At 62.5% G+C, this 19,461-nt stretch carries 24 protein-coding genes; all 24 read left to right on the forward strand.

Going from position 1 to position 19,461, the window contains the following annotated elements:
• Nucleotides 1–178: 178 nt before the first annotated feature.
• Nucleotides 179–661, forward strand: a complete 483-nt coding sequence (locus HCU66_RS07460) for a hypothetical protein (RefSeq protein ID WP_205887871.1) — start codon at nt 179–181, stop codon at nt 659–661.
• Between the two features lie 176 nt (nt 662–837).
• Complete coding sequence (locus HCU66_RS07465; RefSeq protein WP_205887872.1) at nt 838–1,188, forward strand: phage holin family protein; 351 nt, start codon at nt 838–840, stop codon at nt 1,186–1,188.
• A gap of 145 nt (nt 1,189–1,333) precedes the next feature.
• Nucleotides 1,334–1,936: a terminase small subunit gene (locus HCU66_RS07470; RefSeq protein ID WP_205887873.1), complete on the forward strand. Its 603-nt coding sequence runs from the start codon at nt 1,334–1,336 to the stop codon at nt 1,934–1,936.
• Nucleotides 1,937–1,940: 4 nt separating this feature from the next.
• Complete coding sequence (locus HCU66_RS07475; protein ID WP_205887874.1) at nt 1,941–3,959, forward strand: phage terminase large subunit family protein; 2,019 nt, start codon at nt 1,941–1,943, stop codon at nt 3,957–3,959.
• Nucleotide 3,960: 1 nt separating this feature from the next.
• The gene (locus HCU66_RS07480; RefSeq protein ID WP_205887875.1) at nt 3,961–4,167 is read left to right on the forward strand and encodes a phage head-tail joining protein; all 207 of its coding nucleotides are present in this window, start codon (nt 3,961–3,963) and stop codon (nt 4,165–4,167) included.
• Nucleotides 4,167–5,648 carry a phage portal protein gene (locus tag HCU66_RS07485; protein WP_205887876.1) on the forward strand — a complete coding sequence of 494 codons (1,482 nt, stop codon included), beginning with the start codon at nt 4,167–4,169 and terminating at the stop codon, nt 5,646–5,648. The genes HCU66_RS07480 and HCU66_RS07485 overlap by 1 nt, the downstream gene beginning before the upstream one ends.
• On the forward strand, nt 5,645–6,799 hold the full coding sequence (locus tag HCU66_RS07490) for a head maturation protease, ClpP-related (RefSeq protein ID WP_205887877.1): 1,155 nt from the start codon (nt 5,645–5,647) through the stop codon (nt 6,797–6,799). The genes HCU66_RS07485 and HCU66_RS07490 overlap by 4 nt, the downstream gene beginning before the upstream one ends.
• Nucleotides 6,796–7,140 (forward strand): head decoration protein, encoded by a 345-nt coding sequence (locus HCU66_RS07495; RefSeq protein ID WP_205887878.1) that lies wholly within the window; start codon nt 6,796–6,798, stop codon nt 7,138–7,140. Before HCU66_RS07490 ends, HCU66_RS07495 begins: the two co-directional genes overlap by 4 nt.
• Before the next feature lie 62 nt (nt 7,141–7,202).
• Nucleotides 7,203–8,198: a major capsid protein gene (locus tag HCU66_RS07500; RefSeq protein ID WP_205887879.1), complete on the forward strand. Its 996-nt coding sequence runs from the start codon at nt 7,203–7,205 to the stop codon at nt 8,196–8,198.
• A gap of 2 nt (nt 8,199–8,200) precedes the next feature.
• On the forward strand, nt 8,201–8,521 hold the full coding sequence (locus tag HCU66_RS07505) for a head-tail joining protein (RefSeq protein ID WP_205887880.1): 321 nt from the start codon (nt 8,201–8,203) through the stop codon (nt 8,519–8,521).
• Entirely contained in the window at nt 8,518–9,174 is a 657-nt protein-coding gene (locus HCU66_RS07510) for a hypothetical protein (RefSeq protein WP_205887881.1), read from the forward strand. Before HCU66_RS07505 ends, HCU66_RS07510 begins: the two co-directional genes overlap by 4 nt.
• Before the next feature lies 1 nt (nt 9,175).
• Nucleotides 9,176–9,706: a hypothetical protein gene (locus HCU66_RS07515; RefSeq protein ID WP_205887882.1), complete on the forward strand. Its 531-nt coding sequence runs from the start codon at nt 9,176–9,178 to the stop codon at nt 9,704–9,706.
• Nucleotides 9,703–10,284 (forward strand): phage baseplate assembly protein V, encoded by a 582-nt coding sequence (locus HCU66_RS07520; protein WP_205887883.1) that lies wholly within the window; start codon nt 9,703–9,705, stop codon nt 10,282–10,284. Before HCU66_RS07515 ends, HCU66_RS07520 begins: the two co-directional genes overlap by 4 nt.
• A gap of 56 nt (nt 10,285–10,340) precedes the next feature.
• Nucleotides 10,341–10,580, forward strand: coding sequence for a hypothetical protein (locus tag HCU66_RS07525; protein ID WP_241015403.1), 240 nt, complete (start codon nt 10,341–10,343; stop codon nt 10,578–10,580).
• A 5-nt stretch (nt 10,581–10,585) separates the two neighbouring features.
• Complete coding sequence (locus tag HCU66_RS07530; RefSeq protein ID WP_205887884.1) at nt 10,586–10,912, forward strand: GPW/gp25 family protein; 327 nt, start codon at nt 10,586–10,588, stop codon at nt 10,910–10,912.
• The gene (locus HCU66_RS07535; RefSeq protein WP_205887885.1) at nt 10,909–11,892 is read left to right on the forward strand and encodes a baseplate assembly protein; all 984 of its coding nucleotides are present in this window, start codon (nt 10,909–10,911) and stop codon (nt 11,890–11,892) included. The genes HCU66_RS07530 and HCU66_RS07535 overlap by 4 nt, the downstream gene beginning before the upstream one ends.
• Complete coding sequence (locus tag HCU66_RS07540; protein WP_205887886.1) at nt 11,889–12,617, forward strand: phage tail protein I; 729 nt, start codon at nt 11,889–11,891, stop codon at nt 12,615–12,617. Before HCU66_RS07535 ends, HCU66_RS07540 begins: the two co-directional genes overlap by 4 nt.
• A complete protein-coding gene (locus tag HCU66_RS07545) occupies nt 12,614–13,300 on the forward strand; it encodes a phage tail-collar fiber domain-containing protein (protein ID WP_205887887.1) in 687 nt (228 codons plus the stop codon). The genes HCU66_RS07540 and HCU66_RS07545 overlap by 4 nt, the downstream gene beginning before the upstream one ends.
• Nucleotides 13,301–13,305: 5 nt before the next feature.
• The gene (locus tag HCU66_RS07550; protein ID WP_205887888.1) at nt 13,306–14,064 is read left to right on the forward strand and encodes a hypothetical protein; all 759 of its coding nucleotides are present in this window, start codon (nt 13,306–13,308) and stop codon (nt 14,062–14,064) included.
• Between the two features lie 24 nt (nt 14,065–14,088).
• Complete coding sequence (locus HCU66_RS07555; RefSeq protein WP_205887889.1) at nt 14,089–14,553, forward strand: hypothetical protein; 465 nt, start codon at nt 14,089–14,091, stop codon at nt 14,551–14,553.
• 102 nt (nt 14,554–14,655) lie between these two features.
• Entirely contained in the window at nt 14,656–15,822 is a 1,167-nt protein-coding gene (locus HCU66_RS07560) for a phage tail sheath subtilisin-like domain-containing protein (protein WP_205887890.1), read from the forward strand.
• 12 nt (nt 15,823–15,834) lie between these two features.
• Nucleotides 15,835–16,338, forward strand: coding sequence for a phage major tail tube protein (locus tag HCU66_RS07565; protein WP_205887891.1), 504 nt, complete (start codon nt 15,835–15,837; stop codon nt 16,336–16,338).
• Between the two features lie 12 nt (nt 16,339–16,350).
• Nucleotides 16,351–16,662 (forward strand): phage tail assembly protein, encoded by a 312-nt coding sequence (locus tag HCU66_RS07570; RefSeq protein ID WP_205887892.1) that lies wholly within the window; start codon nt 16,351–16,353, stop codon nt 16,660–16,662.
• A gap of 147 nt (nt 16,663–16,809) precedes the next feature.
• Entirely contained in the window at nt 16,810–19,458 is a 2,649-nt protein-coding gene (locus HCU66_RS07575; RefSeq protein WP_205887893.1) for a phage tail tape measure protein, read from the forward strand.
• Nucleotides 19,459–19,461: the final 3 nt, after the last annotated feature.

Raw genomic sequence — 19,461 nt, forward strand, 5'->3', positions numbered from 1 at the left:
ATAGTTGGTTTCTGATGACTGATTATTTTCTTCATGCGAGAACAGAAATACCCAACAAACCCAACACACTAAACAAAGTTCGACCAAAGCTATTGATTTTAAAGAATTTTATTTGTGTTGGGTTTGTGTCGGGTTGGGTGTTTTTTGTGTCGGGTTCGGTTTTCGGGGGAGTAGGGCGATGATCGAGGCAATGGAAGTACTGCTGAAGCACTGGGGTGAGCAAATTCGGCTTAATGGCGAAAGCGGCGGCATGGGTAGCCCAATGGCAACGATCATGGAGTGGGGGGGCTGCGCCCCACGCGGCACGCCCGGATCCCGAGTCATCCTCGGCGCTGGTGCAGGGCCTGATGCTGTTGCACAAGAGATCGCGGCCGCTCTGTCGGAGATCGGGCGTCAGGGTCAGCAGGGTGATCGGCTGATGCAGTTGGCGGGCCTGCGTTATGGCGATGATCCGGCGCCGACCTGGCTGATGCAGTTGCATTTGCTTGGGATGGAGTCGAGAGCGAAACAGACTTACTACGACCAGGTTCACCGTCTGCATGAACGGCTGCTGGAAGTGCTGGCCGAGCGTGCTGATGCCCGTAAGTGGCTTACCGTTGGTCGGGGCGTTTTGCCTCAAAGTCTCCTTAAAGTTGCGTCAAAGTTGCGTCGAGTCGGTTAACCGAAAATGCCCCCTTTTCGGTTCCGTACTCAGGGGGTAAAAAGTCACCACGATATGAAATTTGCGCCTTGGCGCTGACCTCGCACGTGCTGTGCAGCTTTACCCGGCCCTGCCTGAGCCGGTCACCTAACCCCGCTTCGGCGGGGTTTTTCATTCCATTGCCGAGGAGGCAACGCATGTCGACTGAACAGGAGGTGCAGCAGTCGCTGGCCGATCTTCCAACCTGGCTGCTGATTTTGGTGGCACTCGCGGGTTTAACCGGGGAGATGTGGCGCGCTGATGCTGCAGGGATGGCGGTGCCGGTATTGGTCAAGCGGGTGCTGTTGCGCTTCGGAGCTTCGGCAGTGTTTGGCTTGGCGACGGTGATGCTCGCCACGGCGCTGGGCTGCAGTCTGATGACCGCTGCAGCAATAGGTAGCGTTGTGGCTTGCCTCGGCGCCGATGTGGCCAGCGGGTTGTACGCTCGGTGGTTGGCAAAGCGGGCAGGGATCTGCGAGGCACCGCCGAGCAGTGGCGGGCAGGCATGAAATCGCCGGGGACCCTGGGTTTCTTCGGCGGGTACGGGGTCGGAAACCCGCGGGAAAGTGTTAGCGGCAGGGTTGCCAGCTTACTGAAATTCAATCCATTGAAAATTGAAAGGTTCCATTGAAAAGCCGTTGAAAAGGAGGGCTTATGACAGAACCAATGTACCTGTCAAAGAGCGCCTTCGCGGCTCGGATCGGCAGGGCACCGAGCTACATCACCTGGTTGAAAAACAACGACCGTCTGGTGCTGACCGCCGACGGCAAACAGGTAGACGTGCTGGCCAGCGAAGCGTTGATTCGCGACACCGCTGACCCCAGCAAGGCCGCCGTCGCTGATCGGCACCACCAAGACCGGCTTCAGCGTGACGTGTACAGCCAGCTATCCAGCCAAGTCGAACCGACTTCAATGGCTGCGCCGCCGCCCGCGATCACCCCTGCGGGGCAGTTGCCCGACTTCCAGAAAGCTCGCGCGCTGCGCGAACACAACCTGGCCCAGCTCGCCGAGATCGAACTGCTCAAGGCCAAAGGCTCGCTGGTCGCGATGTCGACGGTCCAAACCGGTGCCTACAACGCCGGCCGTATGCTGCGCGATCAGCTGCTGGGCATGCCGCCGCAGCTGGCTCCCGAACTGGCGTCCATGACCGACCCTTGGGAAATTGAAAAACACCTGACGGCGGCAATTCGTCGCTCGCTGGAAGACGCCGAACGCATGTCTTCGGCGGACCTTGAACACGCACTGACCACGAGTTAAGCCCATGCCCACGGATATTCCTGACGGTGCAGAGGTGTACCGCGAGGCGTATTTCCGTGGGCTACGGCCCGACCCGGATGTCTGGATCGATCAGTGGGCCGACGAGTACATGCGGATCCCGCGTGATACTGGCGCCGCTGAGCCGGGCCAGTACCGTACCTCGCGCACTCCGTATGCCCGCGAGCCCATGCGTTGTCTATCGCCGGCTCACCCCTGCAAGCGCGTGATCACTATGGTCGCGTCGCAGCTGATGAAAACCCAGATCGGTCTGAACTGGATCGGCGGCCTGATGCACATGGCGCCGTCGAACATCCTGGCGCTGCTGCCAAGCCTCGGGCTGGCCAAACGGGTGTCGTCGCGGATCGGCAAAACGATCAAGGCGACACCGGCGCTGCGGGAACGAGTGGCGGCCAACCGTTCGCGGGATTCGCGCAACACCATGGACACCAAGGAGTTCGAGGGTGGGACGTTGTACGTCACCACCGCCGGCTCGGCGGCCAACCTGTCGGAGCTGTCGGCGCGCTACGTGTACGGCGACGAGATCGACCGCTGGGAAGTGGACATCGGCGAGGAGGGCGACCCCATCGAGCTGGCGGAAACCCGGGGCAGCACCTTCGGCCGTAACGCGAAGTTCTATTTCTCCAGCTCGCCGACGATCAAAGGCGCCTCGCGGATCTCCGACCTGTTCGACGGCAGTGACCAGCGTCACTACTACGTGCCATGCCCGACTTGCGGACACATGCAGACCCTGGAATGGGAGCGACTGCATTACTCGAAGGACTTCAGCGTGGTGCACTACCAGTGCGCCGGGCCTGAGTGTGACGTGCTGATTGAGGAGTACCACAAGGGCGAGATGCTCGCTAACGGCGAATGGCGCGCCCATGCCGAGGGCGACGGCGAGACGGTTGGCTTTCATCTCAACGCGCTGTATTCGCCGCTCGGTTGGATGGACTGGAAGTCACTGGCCAAGCAATTCGAAAAGGCCAAGAAGGCCCAGGCCAAAGGCGATCTGGAGCCAATGCAGGTGTTCTACAACACCCGTCTGGCGAAGGTCTGGGACGCCGCTCAGGAGCAAACCAAAGCCGATGTGCTGAGACAACGGGCGAGGTTGGAAGGCTTCAGCCTCGGCTCGATGCCGGCCGCGGTGCTAATGATCACCGGTGCCGTCGACGTTCAGGCCAACCGCCTGGAGTTCATGGCGATGGGCTGGGGTGTCGGCATGGAGCGCTGGGTCATCGACTACCAAGTGGTGTCGGGTGATCCCGCCGACGAACGAACCTGGGGCGCGCTGGACGAATTGCTCAAGGCCAAATATCGCCATCCCTGCGGTGTCGGCCTGGGCATTCTCGCGGTAGCTGTCGACTCTGGTGGTCACCACACCGATGAGGTCTACCAGTTCTGCCGGGTGCGTCGCTGGCGCAACGTGTTCGCCATCAAGGGCGCGAGCAAGCCTGGTAAGCCGGTGATCGCTCAGCGACCGTCGATGGTGGACGTAACGTGGAAGGGACAGACCGAGCGCAACGGTGCCGAGCTGTGGTTCGTCGGTACCGACACGGCCAAGGACTGGATCTACAACCGTTACCCGTTCGAGTCGGGACCGGGTGCATTGCACTTTGCCAATGACCTGCCGGACGACTTCTTCGATCAGTGCGTCGCGGAGCGCAAGGTCGCCCGATACATTCGGGGCCACAAGCGCATCGAATGGGTCAAGGGCAAGGCCGAGCGCAACGAAGCACTCGACCTGATGGTGTACTGCCTGGCCATGGCGCACTACCTGGGACTCAACCGCTACAAGGAACACGACTGGGAGCGGGTGCGTCAGGCCTTGGCGCAGTCAGGACTGTTCGACGAAGCATCGGGCAAGCCCGTGCAAGGCGAACGGGTCAGCAACTCGGTGCCAGCAGTACCCGTTGCCGCACCACAACCGGCACCGCAACCCGCTGCTCCGGTCATGCAATCGCGACCGGCCGCACCGCTACCTCAACGCCGCAGCTCCAGCAGCGGTTACCTGAAGAGACGCTGATATGTCGTTTACCCAGAAGCACCTCGACGCGGTTGAGGCGGCCATCGCTCGCGGTGAGAAAACCGTGCGCTACACCGACCGCACCGTGGAGTACCGCACCGTCGACGAGCTGCTCAAGGCTCGCGAAGAAATCCGCACGTCGCTGATCAGCGCTGCCGGGCCGCGCTCGCGTGTGGTTCGTCTGTACCACGGAGGCAAAGGAATCTAATGGCCCGCACCTATCCGACGCTGACCCGTAACGGATTCTTGCTGCCGTCGAACATCAAGGCCAGTTACGAAGGCGCCGGAGAGGGCCGCCGATCTACTGGCTGGGATGCTCCCGACAACGGGATCAACAGCATCAACACCCCGGCACTGCGTAACTTGCGGTCGCGTTCGCGGGCGGCGGTTCGCAACGACCCGTATGCCTACAACGTGATCGACAAGCGAGTCAGCAACCTGATCGGCACCGGTATCACGCCACGACCCAAGACCGACGACGAAACCCTGCGCAAGCTGCTGCAGGAACTGTGGGAGGACTGGGTTGATGAGTCGGACGCGGATGAACGCACCGACTTCTACGGTCAGCAGGCACTGATTGCTCGCACGGTCGAAACCTCCGGTGAGTGCTTTGTTCGCTTGCGGCCGCGCAGCCTGGATGAGGGGCTGGCGGTGCCGTTGCAGATTCAGGCGCTGGCGCCGGAGTTCGTCCCGCACGACAAGTACGAGATCACCAAGAGCGGCAACATCATCCGCGCCGGGATCGAGTTCACCCCCGGCGGAAAACGGGTGGCGTACTGGATGTACTTGTCACACCCGCGTGATGCCTCGTCGCTGAACGCCGGCTACAACCAATTGGTGCGGGTCCCTGCTACCCAGGTGCTACATATCTTCGAGCCGGTCGAGCCGGGCCAGTTGCGCGGCGTGCCGCGATTGTCACCGGTGCTGAAACGCCTGCGCAGTCTCGACAACTACGACGATGCGGTGTTGTTCCGTCAGGAGGTGGCCAACCTGTTTGCCGGTTTCATCAGTCGGCCGGCGCCGGACTCCGGACCGGTGCCGAGAGACCCGGTCACCGGCCAACCATTGAGCCTGGACCGTGACGGCTTCACGCCGATGGTGGCGCTGGAGCCCGGCACGATGCAGGAGCTGGGGCCGGGTGAAGAGGTCGAGTTCTCCAAGCCGCCGGATGCCGGCAACAACTACCCGGACTTTATGCGGCAGCAGCTGATGGCTGCTGCAGCGGGCACGGGTACGCCTTACGAAATCCTCACGGGCGATATGCGCGAGGTCAACGACCGGGCGCTGCGGGTGGTGCTCAACGAGTTTCGTCGTCGCCTGGAGCAGCTGCAATTCAGCGTCTATGTCCACCAGCTCTGCCGCCCGGTTCGGGCTGCCTGGATGGACATGGCCGTGTTGTCGGGTGCCCTGGTGCTGGACGATTACGCACAGCGTCGCCGCGAATACCTGCGCACGCGTTGGGTGCCGCAAGGCTGGGCTTACATCCAGCCGGTGCAGGACGTCCAGGCCCGGCGGATGGAAGTACAGGCGGGCTTTGCCTCGCGTAGCGAGATGGTCCTGCGCACCGGCTATGACGCGGAAACGGTCGACGCAGAAAACGCCGCCGACTTGGCCCGGGCCACGAAGCTCGGCCTCAACTACACAACCCTTGAAGCCGTCGAGCAGCTCGACGACAAGGAGCAACCATGAGCAAGAAGGCGCGACCGCGCATTTACAACCGGGCGGGCCAGCAGGTCCAGGTCCAGGACAAAACCTGGTATGCCCTGCAAGCCAGCGGCGAGGCCGCCGAGCGAGTGATCGAGGTGTTCGTCTATGGCGAGATCGGTGCCTGGGGCATTACCGCCAATCAGTTCGTGCAGGATCTGCGCGCCATGGACGATGGCGTCTCGGAGGTGATCGCGGCGTTCAACAGCGTCGGCGGCGACCTGTTTGACGGGTTGGCCATGCACAACGCCTTGAAGCGCTTGGGCGAGCGTTGCACCGGGCGGATTGATGCGTTGGCCGCCAGTGCGGCCAGCGTCGCGGTCTGCGGCGCGCACAAGGTCGTGATCGCCGCCAATGCCATGCTGATGATTCACAACCCATGGACCTATGCGGCCGGGGATGCCGAAGACTTCCGCAAGGTGGCCGACGTACTGGACCAGACCATGGAAGCGATCATCGCGGCCTACAAGGCCAAGGCGCCGGACATCGATGAGGGCGAGTTGCGGCGGCTGGTCGCCGCTGAGACCTGGCTGACGGCCAACGAAGCCGTGGCCTTGGGGCTGGCCGATGAAGTCGGCGACGGGATCAAGGTCAAGGCGTGCCTCGGCCAGGGTGGCGTGCTGCAGCGTTACCAGCATGCACCGGCCGAGTTGCTGGCCCAGCTCGATGAGCTACCCGAGCCGGACTCGGAACTAGAACCAGACGATCCGCCTCCGACGCCGCCGGTGATCGATGCGGCGAAATTGGCGCTGATGATTACCCAGAGTTGCGCCGAGGCGGGGATCAGCAACCTGGTGGCGCCGTTGCTCAGTTCGACCAAGCTCGAAAGCGAAGACATCGTCCAGGCGGGGCTGATACGCGCCAAGGCCGTGAATGACCTGTGTGTGGCCGCACGGTTGCCAGAGTTCAGTGTCGAGTTCGTCGCGGCCGGCCTGGATGCGGCGGCGGTTCGGGCGCGGTTGTTCGACAAGATTGTCGGCAGTGGTAAGGGCTTTGAAATCGACAACAGCCTGCCGCTGGACGAAGACCCACCGCCAAAGGTGCAGGCTAAGCAAATCGATCAACCCTCTATCTGGTCGGCACGCCAAGCCGCGCACGCCGCTAAACCCCAATCTGCTACAGGAGCAAGACGATGACGATTCAACGAGAGCCGATGCACGCAGGCGAGTTCCTCCTGTCCGAGGCCGCCGGCACCATTTCCCGCGAAGCCATCAACGTCGCGGCAGGGCCTGCGCTGGAACCGGGGCAGATCCTCGGCCTGGTGAGTGCGACCGGTGAATTCGCCCCGTACAACCCGACCGCCGAAGACGGCAGCGAAAACCCTATCGCCATTCTCTACGGCCCACTGGGCGAATCCGATGTGGTCCGTCGCGGCCGTGCCGTGGTGCGTTTGGCCGAGGTCAGCGAAGTCCATCTCACCGGTCTGGATCCGGCCGCTGAAAAGGCGCTGGCCACCCATTTTCTGATCGTCCGCTAAGACGATCACCCTGATTACCGAACCCGCCGAGTGCGGGTTTTTTGCTTTCTGGAGATAGCTTCATGGCTGACATTGAAATCTTTAACGATGACGCGTTTTCGGTCTCTTCACTGACCGCCGCCATCAATGACCAGGAATACCTGCCGGGCCGCATCAGCAGCCTCGGTTTGTTCCAGGAAGAGGGCATCACCACCCTAACGGTGCAGATTGAAAAGGACGGCGATACCCTGGCGCTGGTGCCGGCCGGTGAGCGTGGAACCTCCGGTTTGGTGGTCGCTGGCACCAAGCGCAACCTGATTCCGTTCAATACCGTGCACCTGCCTCAGCGCTTTGCGATCAAGGCTGATGAGATTCAAGGCATCCGCGCTTTTGGTACCCGTTCCGAGTTGCAGGCGGTGCAGGATGTCGTCAACAAACGCCTGGCCAAAGCGCGTCGACAGCTCGATGCGACGCACGAGTTTCAACGCATGGGCGCGCTGAATGGGCAGATCCTTGATGCAGACGGTTCGACAGTGCTGTTGGATATCTACAAAACCTTCGGCGTGACGCGCAAGAAAATGTCCATGGGGCTCAACAGTCCCGATACCGAGCTACGGGTAAAGTGCGGTGACGCGTTGGACCTGCAGGAGGATGCACTGGGCAGCATCACCAGCAGCGGCTCCCGGGCACTCTGTGGCAAGAACTTCTGGAACAAGTTGATCGTCCACAAGTCGGTCAAGGAGACGTTCCTCAACAGCCAGCAGGCGGCAGCGTTGCGCGGTGATGCCCGCGAAAGCTTTGAGTTCGGCGGCATCGTCTGGGAGCGCTATCGCGGCAAGATCGCGGGCGTGACCTTCATCCATGACGACAAGGCGCTGCTGATTCCCGAGGGCGTTCCAGACCTGTACATCTCGGTATTTGCCCCGGCGGATTACATGGAGACGGTCAACACCGAGGGCGTGCCGTACTACAGCAAGATCGAGCCGATGCCGTTCAACAAAGGCATGGCCGGCGAGGCTCAATCCAACCCGTTGCACCTCTGCACTCGGCCGCTCGCGCAGATCCTGCTGGAGCTCTGACCGTGGGCTTTCGCGATTTGATCGCCGAGGTCGACGCGGTGGTGTTCGAAACCTTGGGCGACACCGCCCGGATCGAGGGTTTCGACGAACCGGTACTGGGCATGTTCTCGGCGCCCTGGTTGCAGCCGAAGATCGGCAAGCTCAACACGGGGCTGCGAGAGCCCCGGTTTGAGATACGGGTCAGTGATTCGCACGATCTGAAGAAAGGTCTGCTGGTCAGCGTTGAGCTGCCGGAACTGGACGGTGGTGGTGATTACGATCTGCTGCAGCTGGAGCCGAGCGGTGACGGTCTGGTCGCCCTAATTCTGAGGTTGCATGTATGAGTGTCGGCAGCCACTTCAAACCCTCGGCCGGCGGCGGGATGATCTCGCTGCAGACTTCGACAGCGGATCTGCAAGCGTTCCAGGACTTCGCCAAACTGGTACCAAAAGCGGCCGCTGCTGCCCAGCGACGGGCGATCAACAAAACCCTGGGCTGGCTGCGCACGCACATTGCTCGTGCGGTCGGTCGGCAGGAGCGCATTGCGGTGGCGGCGGTGCGTCAGCGTCTGCGCAGTTACCCGGTCAGCGGCGGTGCCAACAGCGGCAAGTTGTGGTTCGGTCTTAATGCCATCGAGGCGAGCCGGATCGGTCGCGCCCGACAGAGCAATTCCGGCGTGTCGGTGGCCGGGCGCCGTTACCAGGGGGCCTTTTACAAGAAGGTCTACGGTAACAGCGCGGACATCTGGATCCGCACGGCCAGCAAGCATTTCAATGCCGACGACTACCCCGACAGCACCGTCAGTGCGCGAGGCGGGGCGAGTTCGGGCTGGATTGCCGAACACGACAGTCGCTTTCCGCTGGCCAAGGCCAAGGTTTCCCTGGAACAGGCCCGGCCGCATTTCGAAAGCTGGGTGCGCAAGGCCGATGAGCGCCTGCTGCAGATCCTGCAGCAGGAATTCAATTTTGAACTGCAGAAGTACCTGAAGGGGAAATAGCGTGGCAGATGAACCGTTCAGCCTTGAGCAGTTTTACCAGGTTATCGAGCAGTACATTCAGGCGCATTTGCCGGGTGTGCAGACGGTGGCCGTATGGCCGAACATCGAAGATCGCATCCGTCTGCCGGCGGTGTTCGTCGAGCTGGCGGAGATGGAGCCGGGGCAAGACCCGGGTACCGGTGAAATGGGGCTGGCCTGCAAGTTCGAAGCGAGGGTAATCACCGATCCGATTCAGCCGGATCACCATCAACAGGCGGTGTTTCTGGCGGGGCAGCTAGCGGTGTTGCTACGCATGCAAAGCTGGGGCGTGGCGGTCGAGCCAGCCGAGTTTGTTCAGGCCATGCAGGACTGGACCAAACCCGAACTGGATGGCTACACCGTCTGGGTGGTGGAGTGGACGCAGCAGATCTACCTCGGCGAAGTACAGTGGCCGTGGCCGGATCAACCACCGGGCACGTTGTTGTTTGGGATCGATCCGGAGACGGGCCTGGCCCACAAGGACAAGTACTTCTCACCGGAGTCGCTGGCATGAGCTATGCCAGCGCACAGCATGACCGCATGCTCGCCGGCCTGGTGAAGGGCTGTTATGTGGTGGCGGTGGACCTGGCCGCTTCACCGCCGGTGTGCCGCGTTTCGGATGGCGAGTGGGTGAGCAGTTGGGTCCGCTGGCACAGCATCGCGGCTGGCAAGGCGCGGCACTGGCGAGCGCCCAGTCTGGGCGAGCAGGGAACGCTGATCAGCACCAGTGGCGACGTGTCTCAGGGCACGTTTGTGCCAGGCCTTTACGGCAACGGCGGTCCGCCGCCTGACAACCGTGATCACGTCGAAGTCTGGCGCTTCGATGACGGTGGTTCGCTGGTCTACGACTGGCAGGCCAAGAGCTACTGCATCAGCCTGCCGACCGGGACCGTGACCATCAAAGTCGGTGCAACCACAGCGGAGGTCACGGACGACGCGGTCAGGGTGACCAGCACCACGATCAACCTGAAAGCGGCTGTGAACATTAAAGGGCCGGTGAAGATCGACGGAGCGTTGCACGTCACGCAGAACATCACCAGTGATGGGTCGATTATCGACACATCCGGCAACAGTAACCATCACTCGCATTAGCAATAACCCTCTACCCCAGCCCGCCTTGAGCGGGCTTTTTAATACCTGGAGAAAGCATGGCCAAGTCTCAAGAAGAACCGGTGGTATTGGATCAATCCACCGCTACCCGTATCACCTCGGCATCGACCACCGCCGAGGTCACCTACCGCGACAAGGTTTACACGTCACGCACCCTGATCATGCCCGAGGGACGCACCCTGGCCGTCGCACGCGGCCGCGTTACCGTAACGAAGGCCGACACCCACGCGGTGGCGTTCCTCGATCAGCAGGCCGACTTCGAACTGATCGCGGAGTGATGTAGATGATCGGCATGGACCGCGAAACAGGCCTGCCTATCTCGGGCCTCGATCACCTTCGCCAATCCATGGCGGACATCCTGACTACCCCCGAGGGCAGCCGGCGCATGCGCCCCGAGTACGGCAGCCGGCTACGGCGCTTTGTCGACCTGCCTGTGACCGAAGGCTGGAAAAGCGCGGTACAGGCCGAGGTTGCCCGGGCGATCGGTCGCTGGGAGCCGCGTATCAAGCTGGAGCGGGTCCAGGTGGTGGCCATGGTAGGGGGCAGGATTGATTACCTGATCCGTGGCCAGTACCTGGGCGACTCCGTCACCCTGGAAATTAGCGCATGACTATCAATCTTTCGTTACTGCCGGCGCCGGAGGTGCTGGAGCCGCTGGACTTCGAGGATATCTATCAGGAAGTGCTGACTGACTTTCGTCGCGATATGGGCGACAACTGGACGGCCAGTCTGGAGTCGGATCCGGTGGTCAAGCTGCTGGAGCTGTCGGCCTATCAGAAGTTACTGGGCCGGGCTCGGGTCAACGATGCGGCCAAGGCCAGCTTGCTGGCCTATGCCCGGGGCACCGATCTGGAAAACCGCGCCGCCGATTACGGTGTTGAGCGGCTAACGATCACCGAGGCCGATCCTGACGCCATTCCGCCGATTGCGGCGGTGATGGAAGAGGACGACGCGCTGTTGTACCGCACGCAACTGTCGCTGGAGGGCCTGTCAGTGGCGGGCAGCAGTGGCGCGTATGAGTTCCACGCGCTGACTGCCTCGGGCAACGTGGCAAGCGTGTCGGTCGACTCGCCGACCTTCAAGGCGGTGGCGGTCAGTGAGGCCGTCAAGGCGCAGATGCCGGCCGGGGCCATCGTGCTGGTGTGCGACTACGCAGCCGGTCTGAGCGATCCGTTGCCGGGTGACGTGTCGCTGGCGGTGCTGCCAATTCCTGACAGCACTGTCGCGCCGGCGGAGCTGGTGGCCACGGTGCAGGCGGCGCTGTCGGCCGAGGATGTCCGGCCGATCACGGATCGGCCCCGGAGTCAGTTGGGCCAGCCGAGCGACTTCAGCGTGGTCGCCCAGTTGGAAATCCAGGACGGCCCCTCGCGGGAGGTGGTGCTGGCGACAGCCAGGGCCGCTTTGGTGGCGGCCGTGGCGCAAGCCAGGGCGCTGAAAGGGGAAATGTCGCTATCGGCTATCTACGCCGCGCTGCACGTCACCGGCGTGCGGCGGGTGGTGCTGACCCAGCCCACGGCCGACGTGATCTGTGACAAGCGGCATTACCCGAACTGCACCGCGATGACCGTTACCGGAGTGGCCGCGCCATGAGCCAGTTATTGCCGCATAACAGCACGCCGCTGGAGCGGGCACTGGCGACCGCCTGCGACCTGGGTATTGACCCGGAAATTATCCGGGGCGTGGCCGACTCGGCGCGCTGTCCGGTCGACTTCCTGCCCTGGCTCGCCTGGGCCATGTCGGTCGAGGGCTGGGAGGTCGCCGATACCGAGGAACAGCAGCGCGCCCTGATTCGGGAGTCGATCCCGGTTCACAAGCGCAAGGGCACGGTGGGCGCGGTGCGCCGGGTGCTGAAGGCGGTCGGTGTGAATGCCGACTTCAAGGAATGGACGCAGATCCCCGGTGCCGTTCCCTACACCTTCGAGCTGATCGCCTGGGCCAACGACAACCGGGGCGGCGAAGGGTCGATTCTGTCGGCGCAGTTGTTTCAGCGGCTCAAGGCCCTGGTCGACGCGACCAAAAACGAACGTAGCCATTACGCGCTCAAGGTCGGCGCACGGTTTGACGGTGGCTTGCGGTTGGCCAATGCCAGCCAGGCGCGGCAGCTGGAGCGCCGGACGCTGGAGGCACAAGGCGTGCCGATGGACACCGCCGAGCAAGTCCTGGGGCTGGCCAATGCGTCCAGCGTTCGTTGTGTCATTCACCAATGCGCCGAGCTGCTGGGCGTTCCCATTCAAGCAGAACAGGGCTTTGCGGTCGCTAACGCGTACCGCACCCGTATCGTCGTTCGCGCCACTATGGAGGCCGTCCTCGTATGAGTACCCCGTTGCAACCCCTGATCACCAAGGCCGGGTTGGCCGCCATTTGGCGCGCTGACAATACCGGTGTGGCGGCCGAAATTACGCACATCGTGGTGGGCACCACCGGCTATACCCCCGTCAACACGCAGACCGCGTTGCGTACCCAAGTGGCGAAATACGCCATTTCCGATGGCCAGCGCCTGAGCGACACCCTGATCCACGTCACGGCGGTGGCCGACGATACCAAAGCCTATTGGGCGCGTGAGGTGGGCTTTCTGCTGTCCGATGGGACTTTGCTCGCCGTCTGGTCGCATCCCACCGAGGCGCTGACTTACAAGTCGGCTAACGCCGAGCTGCTGCTGGCCTACGACTTGTCGCTGACGGCGTTGCCAGCGAACAGCGTCACCATCACCTCGACCGGGGCGGGCTTGAACCTGACGCTGTCGGCTGAGCTGGCCGCGCTGGCGACGGCGAGCATCGCCGGCATGTTGCGCGACCAGAAGCAGCAGGACGCGCTCGACAGTCAGGCACAGTTGCACCAGTTGGAAGGTCAGCAAATTGCCAACCTGATGGACCGGATGAGGGCCGCTGAGCAGCGGCAGGATTCCGACCGTGACGGTCTGTTGACCGCCATCGCGGCCAACGCCACCGGGTTGATCAACCTGCAAAACCTTTTCTCTAAAACCACCCTTGGAGTTTGAGTCCTATGAGTCTCGAATCGCAGATTGCTGACCTGGTGTCGGCAACCAATACCCTGATCACCACTTACAACGGTAAAAAAACGGCAATCGACGCAGCCCTCGCTGCCGCTATTGCCGGTGTCCCCGAAACCAGCCGCACTTGGTTTGTCGATCAGGTTAACGGCAATGACGCCAACGCCGGTAACACCCTGGCGGCGCCGTTTAAGACCCTCAACAAGGCAATTTCGTCAACGCCGGCCAGTGGCCAATGCACTATCAACTTGCTGAGCGACTACACGTTCACAGTGAACGTCCCGGTCCTGTGCGCGTACCTGGTGATTTTTGGTTACAACGCTGTCACGTCGGGTGTCACGCCCAAATTGCGCCCGCAGTATTTCCTGGCCAATGACTCAACCACGCAGATGGCGAGTCTGATTTTCTATAGCCAATCCAGTAACGTGGAGCTGCGCAACGTGGATTTGGTGTTGCCATCGGTGGCCGGGCAAGCGCCGGCACCGACCATCACCCGGGTCTGTAGCTTTATCAAAACCAACGCCGCGTCGAACATGCCACCCGTGTTGGGCGTGATGTTGCAAACCGTGGTCGTGACCAAGGCGTCGGACTTTTACGGCGCCCTGGTGGGTATCTCGGCTTCTGTGTTGGCGCTGGGCTGCTACGGCGTGACGTTCCCGAGTGATTTTGCGGGCAAATATGTCAGTACCGTGGGTGCCGGCGTCGCCAGCAATACCCTGTCGCAAGTCACCACTAACCTGACGACCCTTTAATCCCGCCGAGACGGAGTGCACCTTATGCAACTGCAAAACATCAACGTCGTTCATGGTGGCCAAAGCTATGTCGGCTTTGCCTTTTCGGAGCTGCCCTTGGCGGCCGCTCTCGTCGCTGCCGCTCAGCAAGTTGACCAAGCAGCAGACGCGGCGCGGGTCGCCGTGTTGGGCGACTCGTTGCGCGCTCTGGAATATGAGCGGGCGGCTGTCGAAGCCAAGGCCTTTGCCGCTGCGGGCTATACCGGCGACATGCCGCCGTCGGTGCAGGCCTGGGCCGAGGCTGCCGAGCTGGAGCCACGCGCGGCGGCCGACGGCATCATTGCCGAGGCTGATGCCTGGCAGGCGGCGCTGTACGCGATCCGTGCGGCCCGCCTGAAGGGTAAGCAGCGGGTGCTCAAGGCTACCAGTCACGACGCCGCCGAGGCGCTGGCTGACACCGCGATCGCGGACATCCGCGAGAGCATTGTAGGGGTTGGCAACGCTGCCTAACCCCTGATTCACCGCCTTGAGCGCCCCGCATTGTCGGGGCGTTTTTGTTTGTGCAGAAGACCGCGCCGGGCGCGGTCTTTCGCTTTCTGGAGAGTGAACCTTATGAGTTTCTTTCACGGCGTCACGACCACTTCGGTCGATACTGGCGCACGCACCATCTCGTTGCCGTCGTCCTCGATCATCGGGTTGTGCGACACCTTCACCCCGGGCGTGATCGGTGGCGGCACCGCCAAGGCTGGCGAGCTGCAATTGATCACCACCGAGCGCGAAGCCATCGCCGCCTTCGGCGCCGGTGCGGCGATCACCCAGGCCTGCCAGGCGATCTACAAAAAAGCCAAGGCCGTGATCGTGGCCATCGGCGTGCCGAAGCTGGACGACCCGGCGCTGCAGACCTCGGCAATCATCGGCGGTGTCCTGGCTTCGGGTCAGCGGACCGGCCTGCAGGCATTGCTCGACGGCAAAAGCCTGTTCAACGCCCAGCCGCGGCTGCTGATCGCGCCCGGGCATTCGGCCACGCAGGCAGTGGCCACCGCCATCGATGGTCTAGCGCAGAAGCTGCGCGCCCTTGGCATCATCGACGGCCCTAGCACCACCGATGAGGCCGCCATGGCCTACGCGGCCAACTTCGGCAGCCGCAACCTGTTCATGGTCGACCCCGGCGTGCAGTTCTGGGACACCGATATCAGTGAAACGGTGAATGCGCCGGGCTCGGCCTGGACGGCGGGCTTGTTCGCCTGGACCGACGCGACCTATGGCTTTTGGGCCTCGCCGTCGAACAAGGAGTTTGTAGGCATCACCGGCACCACCCGAGCCGTTGAGTACCTGGACGGCGACGAGACCTGCCGGGCCAACCTGCTCAACAACGCCAATATCACCACGATCATTCGCGACGACGGTTTCCGCCTGTGGGGCAACCGCACACTGTCGAGCGATCCGAAGTGGGCATTCGTTACCCGCGTGCGCACGCTGTTCATTCTCATGGACGCGGTACAGGCCGCTCACAAGTGGGCTGTTGACCGCTCGATCACCAAGACCTACGTCAAGGACGTCACTGACGGTCTGGAGGCGTTCATGCGCGACCTGAAGACCCAGGGCGCAGTGATCAACTTCGAGGTGTACCCGGATCATGAGTTGAACACGGCCAGCCAGATCGAGCAGGGCAAGGTGTATTGGCGCATCCGCTTCACCGATGTACCACCGGCCGAGAACCCGAATTTCCTCTTTGAAGTCACCAACGAATGGATGACCGAAGTGCTTGAAGCCGCCTAAGGAGGCCACCTGATGATTCCTGAAGTTCTGTCCAACTGCGCCGGGTTTATCGACGGTGTGAGTTTTTCCGGTGAGATGCCGAGTCTCACCCTGCCCAAGGTGGTACTGAAAACCGAAACCTACCGGGGCGGCGGCATGGCCGGCGAAATCGAGATCCCGACCGGCGTTGAAAAACTCGAAGCCGGGTTCACCACCAACGGCGTGCGCCGCGAGGCCTTGAAGTGGTTCGGCCTCTCGGACCGTACCGCGTGCAACGCCGTGTTCCGCGGCTCGTTCAAGGGCCTCAAGGGCAAGGTCACCCCGGTCATCGTCACCATGCGTGGCGGTATCAAGGAGGTCGACATGGGCGACTGGAAAGCTGGTGAAAAGGCCGAGAGCAAACACAACATGGCGCTGACCTATTACAAGCTCGAAGTCGATGGTCGGTTGATTTACGAGATCGACATGGTCGGCATGGTGCTGGTGGTCGATGGCGTCGATCAACTGGCGGAAGAACGTTCGGCCCTGGGCCTCTAAGGAAAAATCAGCATGACTCAAGCAACGGCAAAAGACACGCTGCCCAAGTGGCTGCAACTCACCGAAGACGGCTTTCGCATCCAGCTCAAATACCCGACCGAACTCTCCGGCGTGCTGGTCGACAGCATGACGATGCGTGCCCCCTGCGTGCGCGATATCCGGGCCGCGCAGGCCACCTGCAATGGCGATGAAGAAAAACGTGAGATGTCGTTGTTTTCCTCGCTGACCCAGACTCCGGAGACGGATCTGATGGCGCTCAAGCTGGTCGACTACATGCGCCTGCAGGCCGGTTATTTTCGTCTGGTCCAGGACGACGGCGTTTGATGCGACCACGTTGAAAACGCTGGCCAAACGGGTAGCCAAAGAGACCGGGTTCTCGGCGGCCGAGATCGTGGCCATGCCATTCAACGAGCTGGTGTGGTGGCTCACGGATTGAGCCACTTCCATTTCTCCGACGCATAGGGCACGCACATGGCGAACAAACTGGCGCTCGGCTTTGTCATTGGCGGTGCCGTCGATTCGACGGTGGGCAAAGCGTTCAAGGACGTCGAAAGCAAAATCAAACACCTGGACACGGTGGGCAGCAAAGCCCGGGTGCTGCAGAACACCATCGGCGACACGATCCGTCTGCGCGAGGAATGGCGCAAGGCGCACATGGCCGGCGCCGAAGGCGCAGGCAAGCTATTGACCAAGCTGGAATCCAACCTCGACCTGCTGAAGAAACAGGGCATCGAGGTCGGCCGGCTCAACAAGGCCTACGCCGCGATGGGACGGGTGGCGGCCGGGGCCGAATTGAAGGCGCTGGGGCACCGCCAGCTGGAGGAGGGGCGGACCGGTCTCAAGAGCAGTATCGGTCAGGCCGGGGGCATGGTCGCCGGCGTGGCCATTCCGACCAAGGTCAGCGCGGACTTCAGCGCGATCATCCGCGACATCTCGATCAAGGCCGGCATTGCCAACACCGCGCAAGAGCAGGACATGTCCCGCACGATCATCACCACGTCGCAGGACACGGGCATGGCCCGCAACCAGGTGGCCGAGGTGGTGAACGCCCTGGTCGGTGCCGGCATGGACCTGAGCAAGGCCCTGGAGTACGCGCCGAAGGCGGCCAAGTTCGTCGTCGGCCAAGGGGCGGACGGCACCGAAACCGCGAAGATGATTAATGCCCTCGGGCAGAACGCCAAGATCACCGATCCGGCGATGATGCAGAAGGCGCTGGAGGCCATCGCCTTTCAGGGCCAGGCGGGCAGTTTCGAATCGGCGGACATGGCCCGCTGGTTCCCGGAGCTGCTGGCCAACATGGGCAACCTGAAGATCTACGGCATGGACGCGGTGACCCAACTGGGGTCGATGCTCCAGGTGCAGATGAAGACAGCCGGCGGCGCCGATGAGGCGGCGAACAACCTGAAGAACTGGATGGGCAAGATCGGTTCGGGCGATACGGTCGAGGCGTACAAGAAGGCCGGGATCGATTACCAGGCCTCGATGACCACCGGGCTGCAGAGCGGTATGTCGACCTTGGAGTCGAGCTTTGCCCTGGCCCAGAAGTACATCGCCGCCACCGACCCGAAGAAGGCTAAGGCAATGGCCGAGGCCACGGCCAAGATCAGCAAGGAGACCGATCCGGAAAAGGCCAAGGGCATGATCATCGCCCTGGAGGAAGCCCTGCGCACCGGTGACCTGTTTGCCGACATGCAGGTCAAGGCGGCCCTGACCGCGTACATGCAGAACAAGGATCTGTACAACCAGCTGAAAAAGGACTCGGCGGACGCCACCGGCATTCTCGACAAGAACCTGGCCGAGCGCCGGCAGACGTCCTCGCAGAAATGGGCCGAAATGGCCCAGAGCATGGATGACGGCATGCGCAGCATCGGCGATGCGTTGCGGCCGGTCACCGATGCGGTGGCCGACGGCATCACCAGCGTCGCCCGAGGCCTCACTACGCTCTCCGATGAAACTCCACGGCTGGTGACCGGGATTGGTACCGCCGTGGCCGGACTGTGGGCCCTGAAGACAGCGGTCAGCGCGTTCAAGATGGGCAAGGGGCTGATGAACCTCGGACGTGGCACCTTGCTGGGTAACCCGAACATTCCGCAGAAGGTGATCGTCACCAACCTGCCGGCCATGGGTGGTGAGCTGGATGCCGGCGGCCTCGAGGGCGACGGCAAGAAAGCGGGCAAGGAGGGCAAAGGTGCCGGCGACCGTCGCAGCGGCGGTGGACGCGGGCGCTCAGTCGCCACAGGCATCAAGGGGCCGGCGGTGTTCGCGGTGGTCGAGGCAGGGTTCAAGGCCAAGGACACCTATGACAACGCGGTGACCCAGGACGAAAAAGCCGAGGGCTACGGTGAGGCTGCCGGCGGATTGGCCGGCACCTTGGCGGGGGCTGCAGCCGGTGCGGCCATCGGCTCCATGGTGCCGATCATTGGCACCATCGTCGGCGGGCTCATTGGCGGTGCGTTAGGTAACTTCGGCGGTGATGCGCTCGGTGGCTACCTGGGTAAATCGATGTTCGGCGGCGATGAATCGTTGAAGACGATGCCGGCCAGCGGGCCGCTGATGATGGCCAACGCCGGGCAGAACCTCCCGCCGGTGATGGGCAATATCGCCCGGTCTTTTGCGCCGGTTGCGGTCAATGACCCGGGTGGTTCCGGTTCTCCGGTACCGCCGAAGTCCTCGGCAGCGCAGAGCCTTTTGCCCAAGCGGGAGGCTGATACCGCCGCGCCGGGCGATGTTCCTCGAGCCTTGTCCACTCCCTCGGCGCCCCGTGTGCCGGCGTTATTGGCACCGGTTGCGCCACCACCCAAGCCTTCGGCAACACAGAGCCTTTTACCGGAGCGGGAGGCTGACACCGCCGCGCTGGGCGATGTCGCCCGCTCCCTGATCACCCCAGCGGCGCCCAGTGTGCCGGCGCGATTGCCTCCGGTGCCGGTCGTGCCGAAAAGCGAACCGCCGAAGATCGAGCAGCGGGTCGAGATCCAGGCGCCGCTGAGCATCACCGTGCACGGCGACGTGAAAGACCCGGCGCAGTTAGCGCGAGAGCTGCGGCCATTCATTGAACAGCAAATGCGCGAGGCCACGCAGCAGCTGCAGAACCGCAAGCTGTACGACGAGCCGCATGTATAACGA

Origin of the sequence: Pseudomonas frederiksbergensis (genome assembly GCF_017114915.1) — a bacterium.
GTDB lineage: Bacteria > Pseudomonadota > Gammaproteobacteria > Pseudomonadales > Pseudomonadaceae > Aquipseudomonas > Aquipseudomonas frederiksbergensis_I.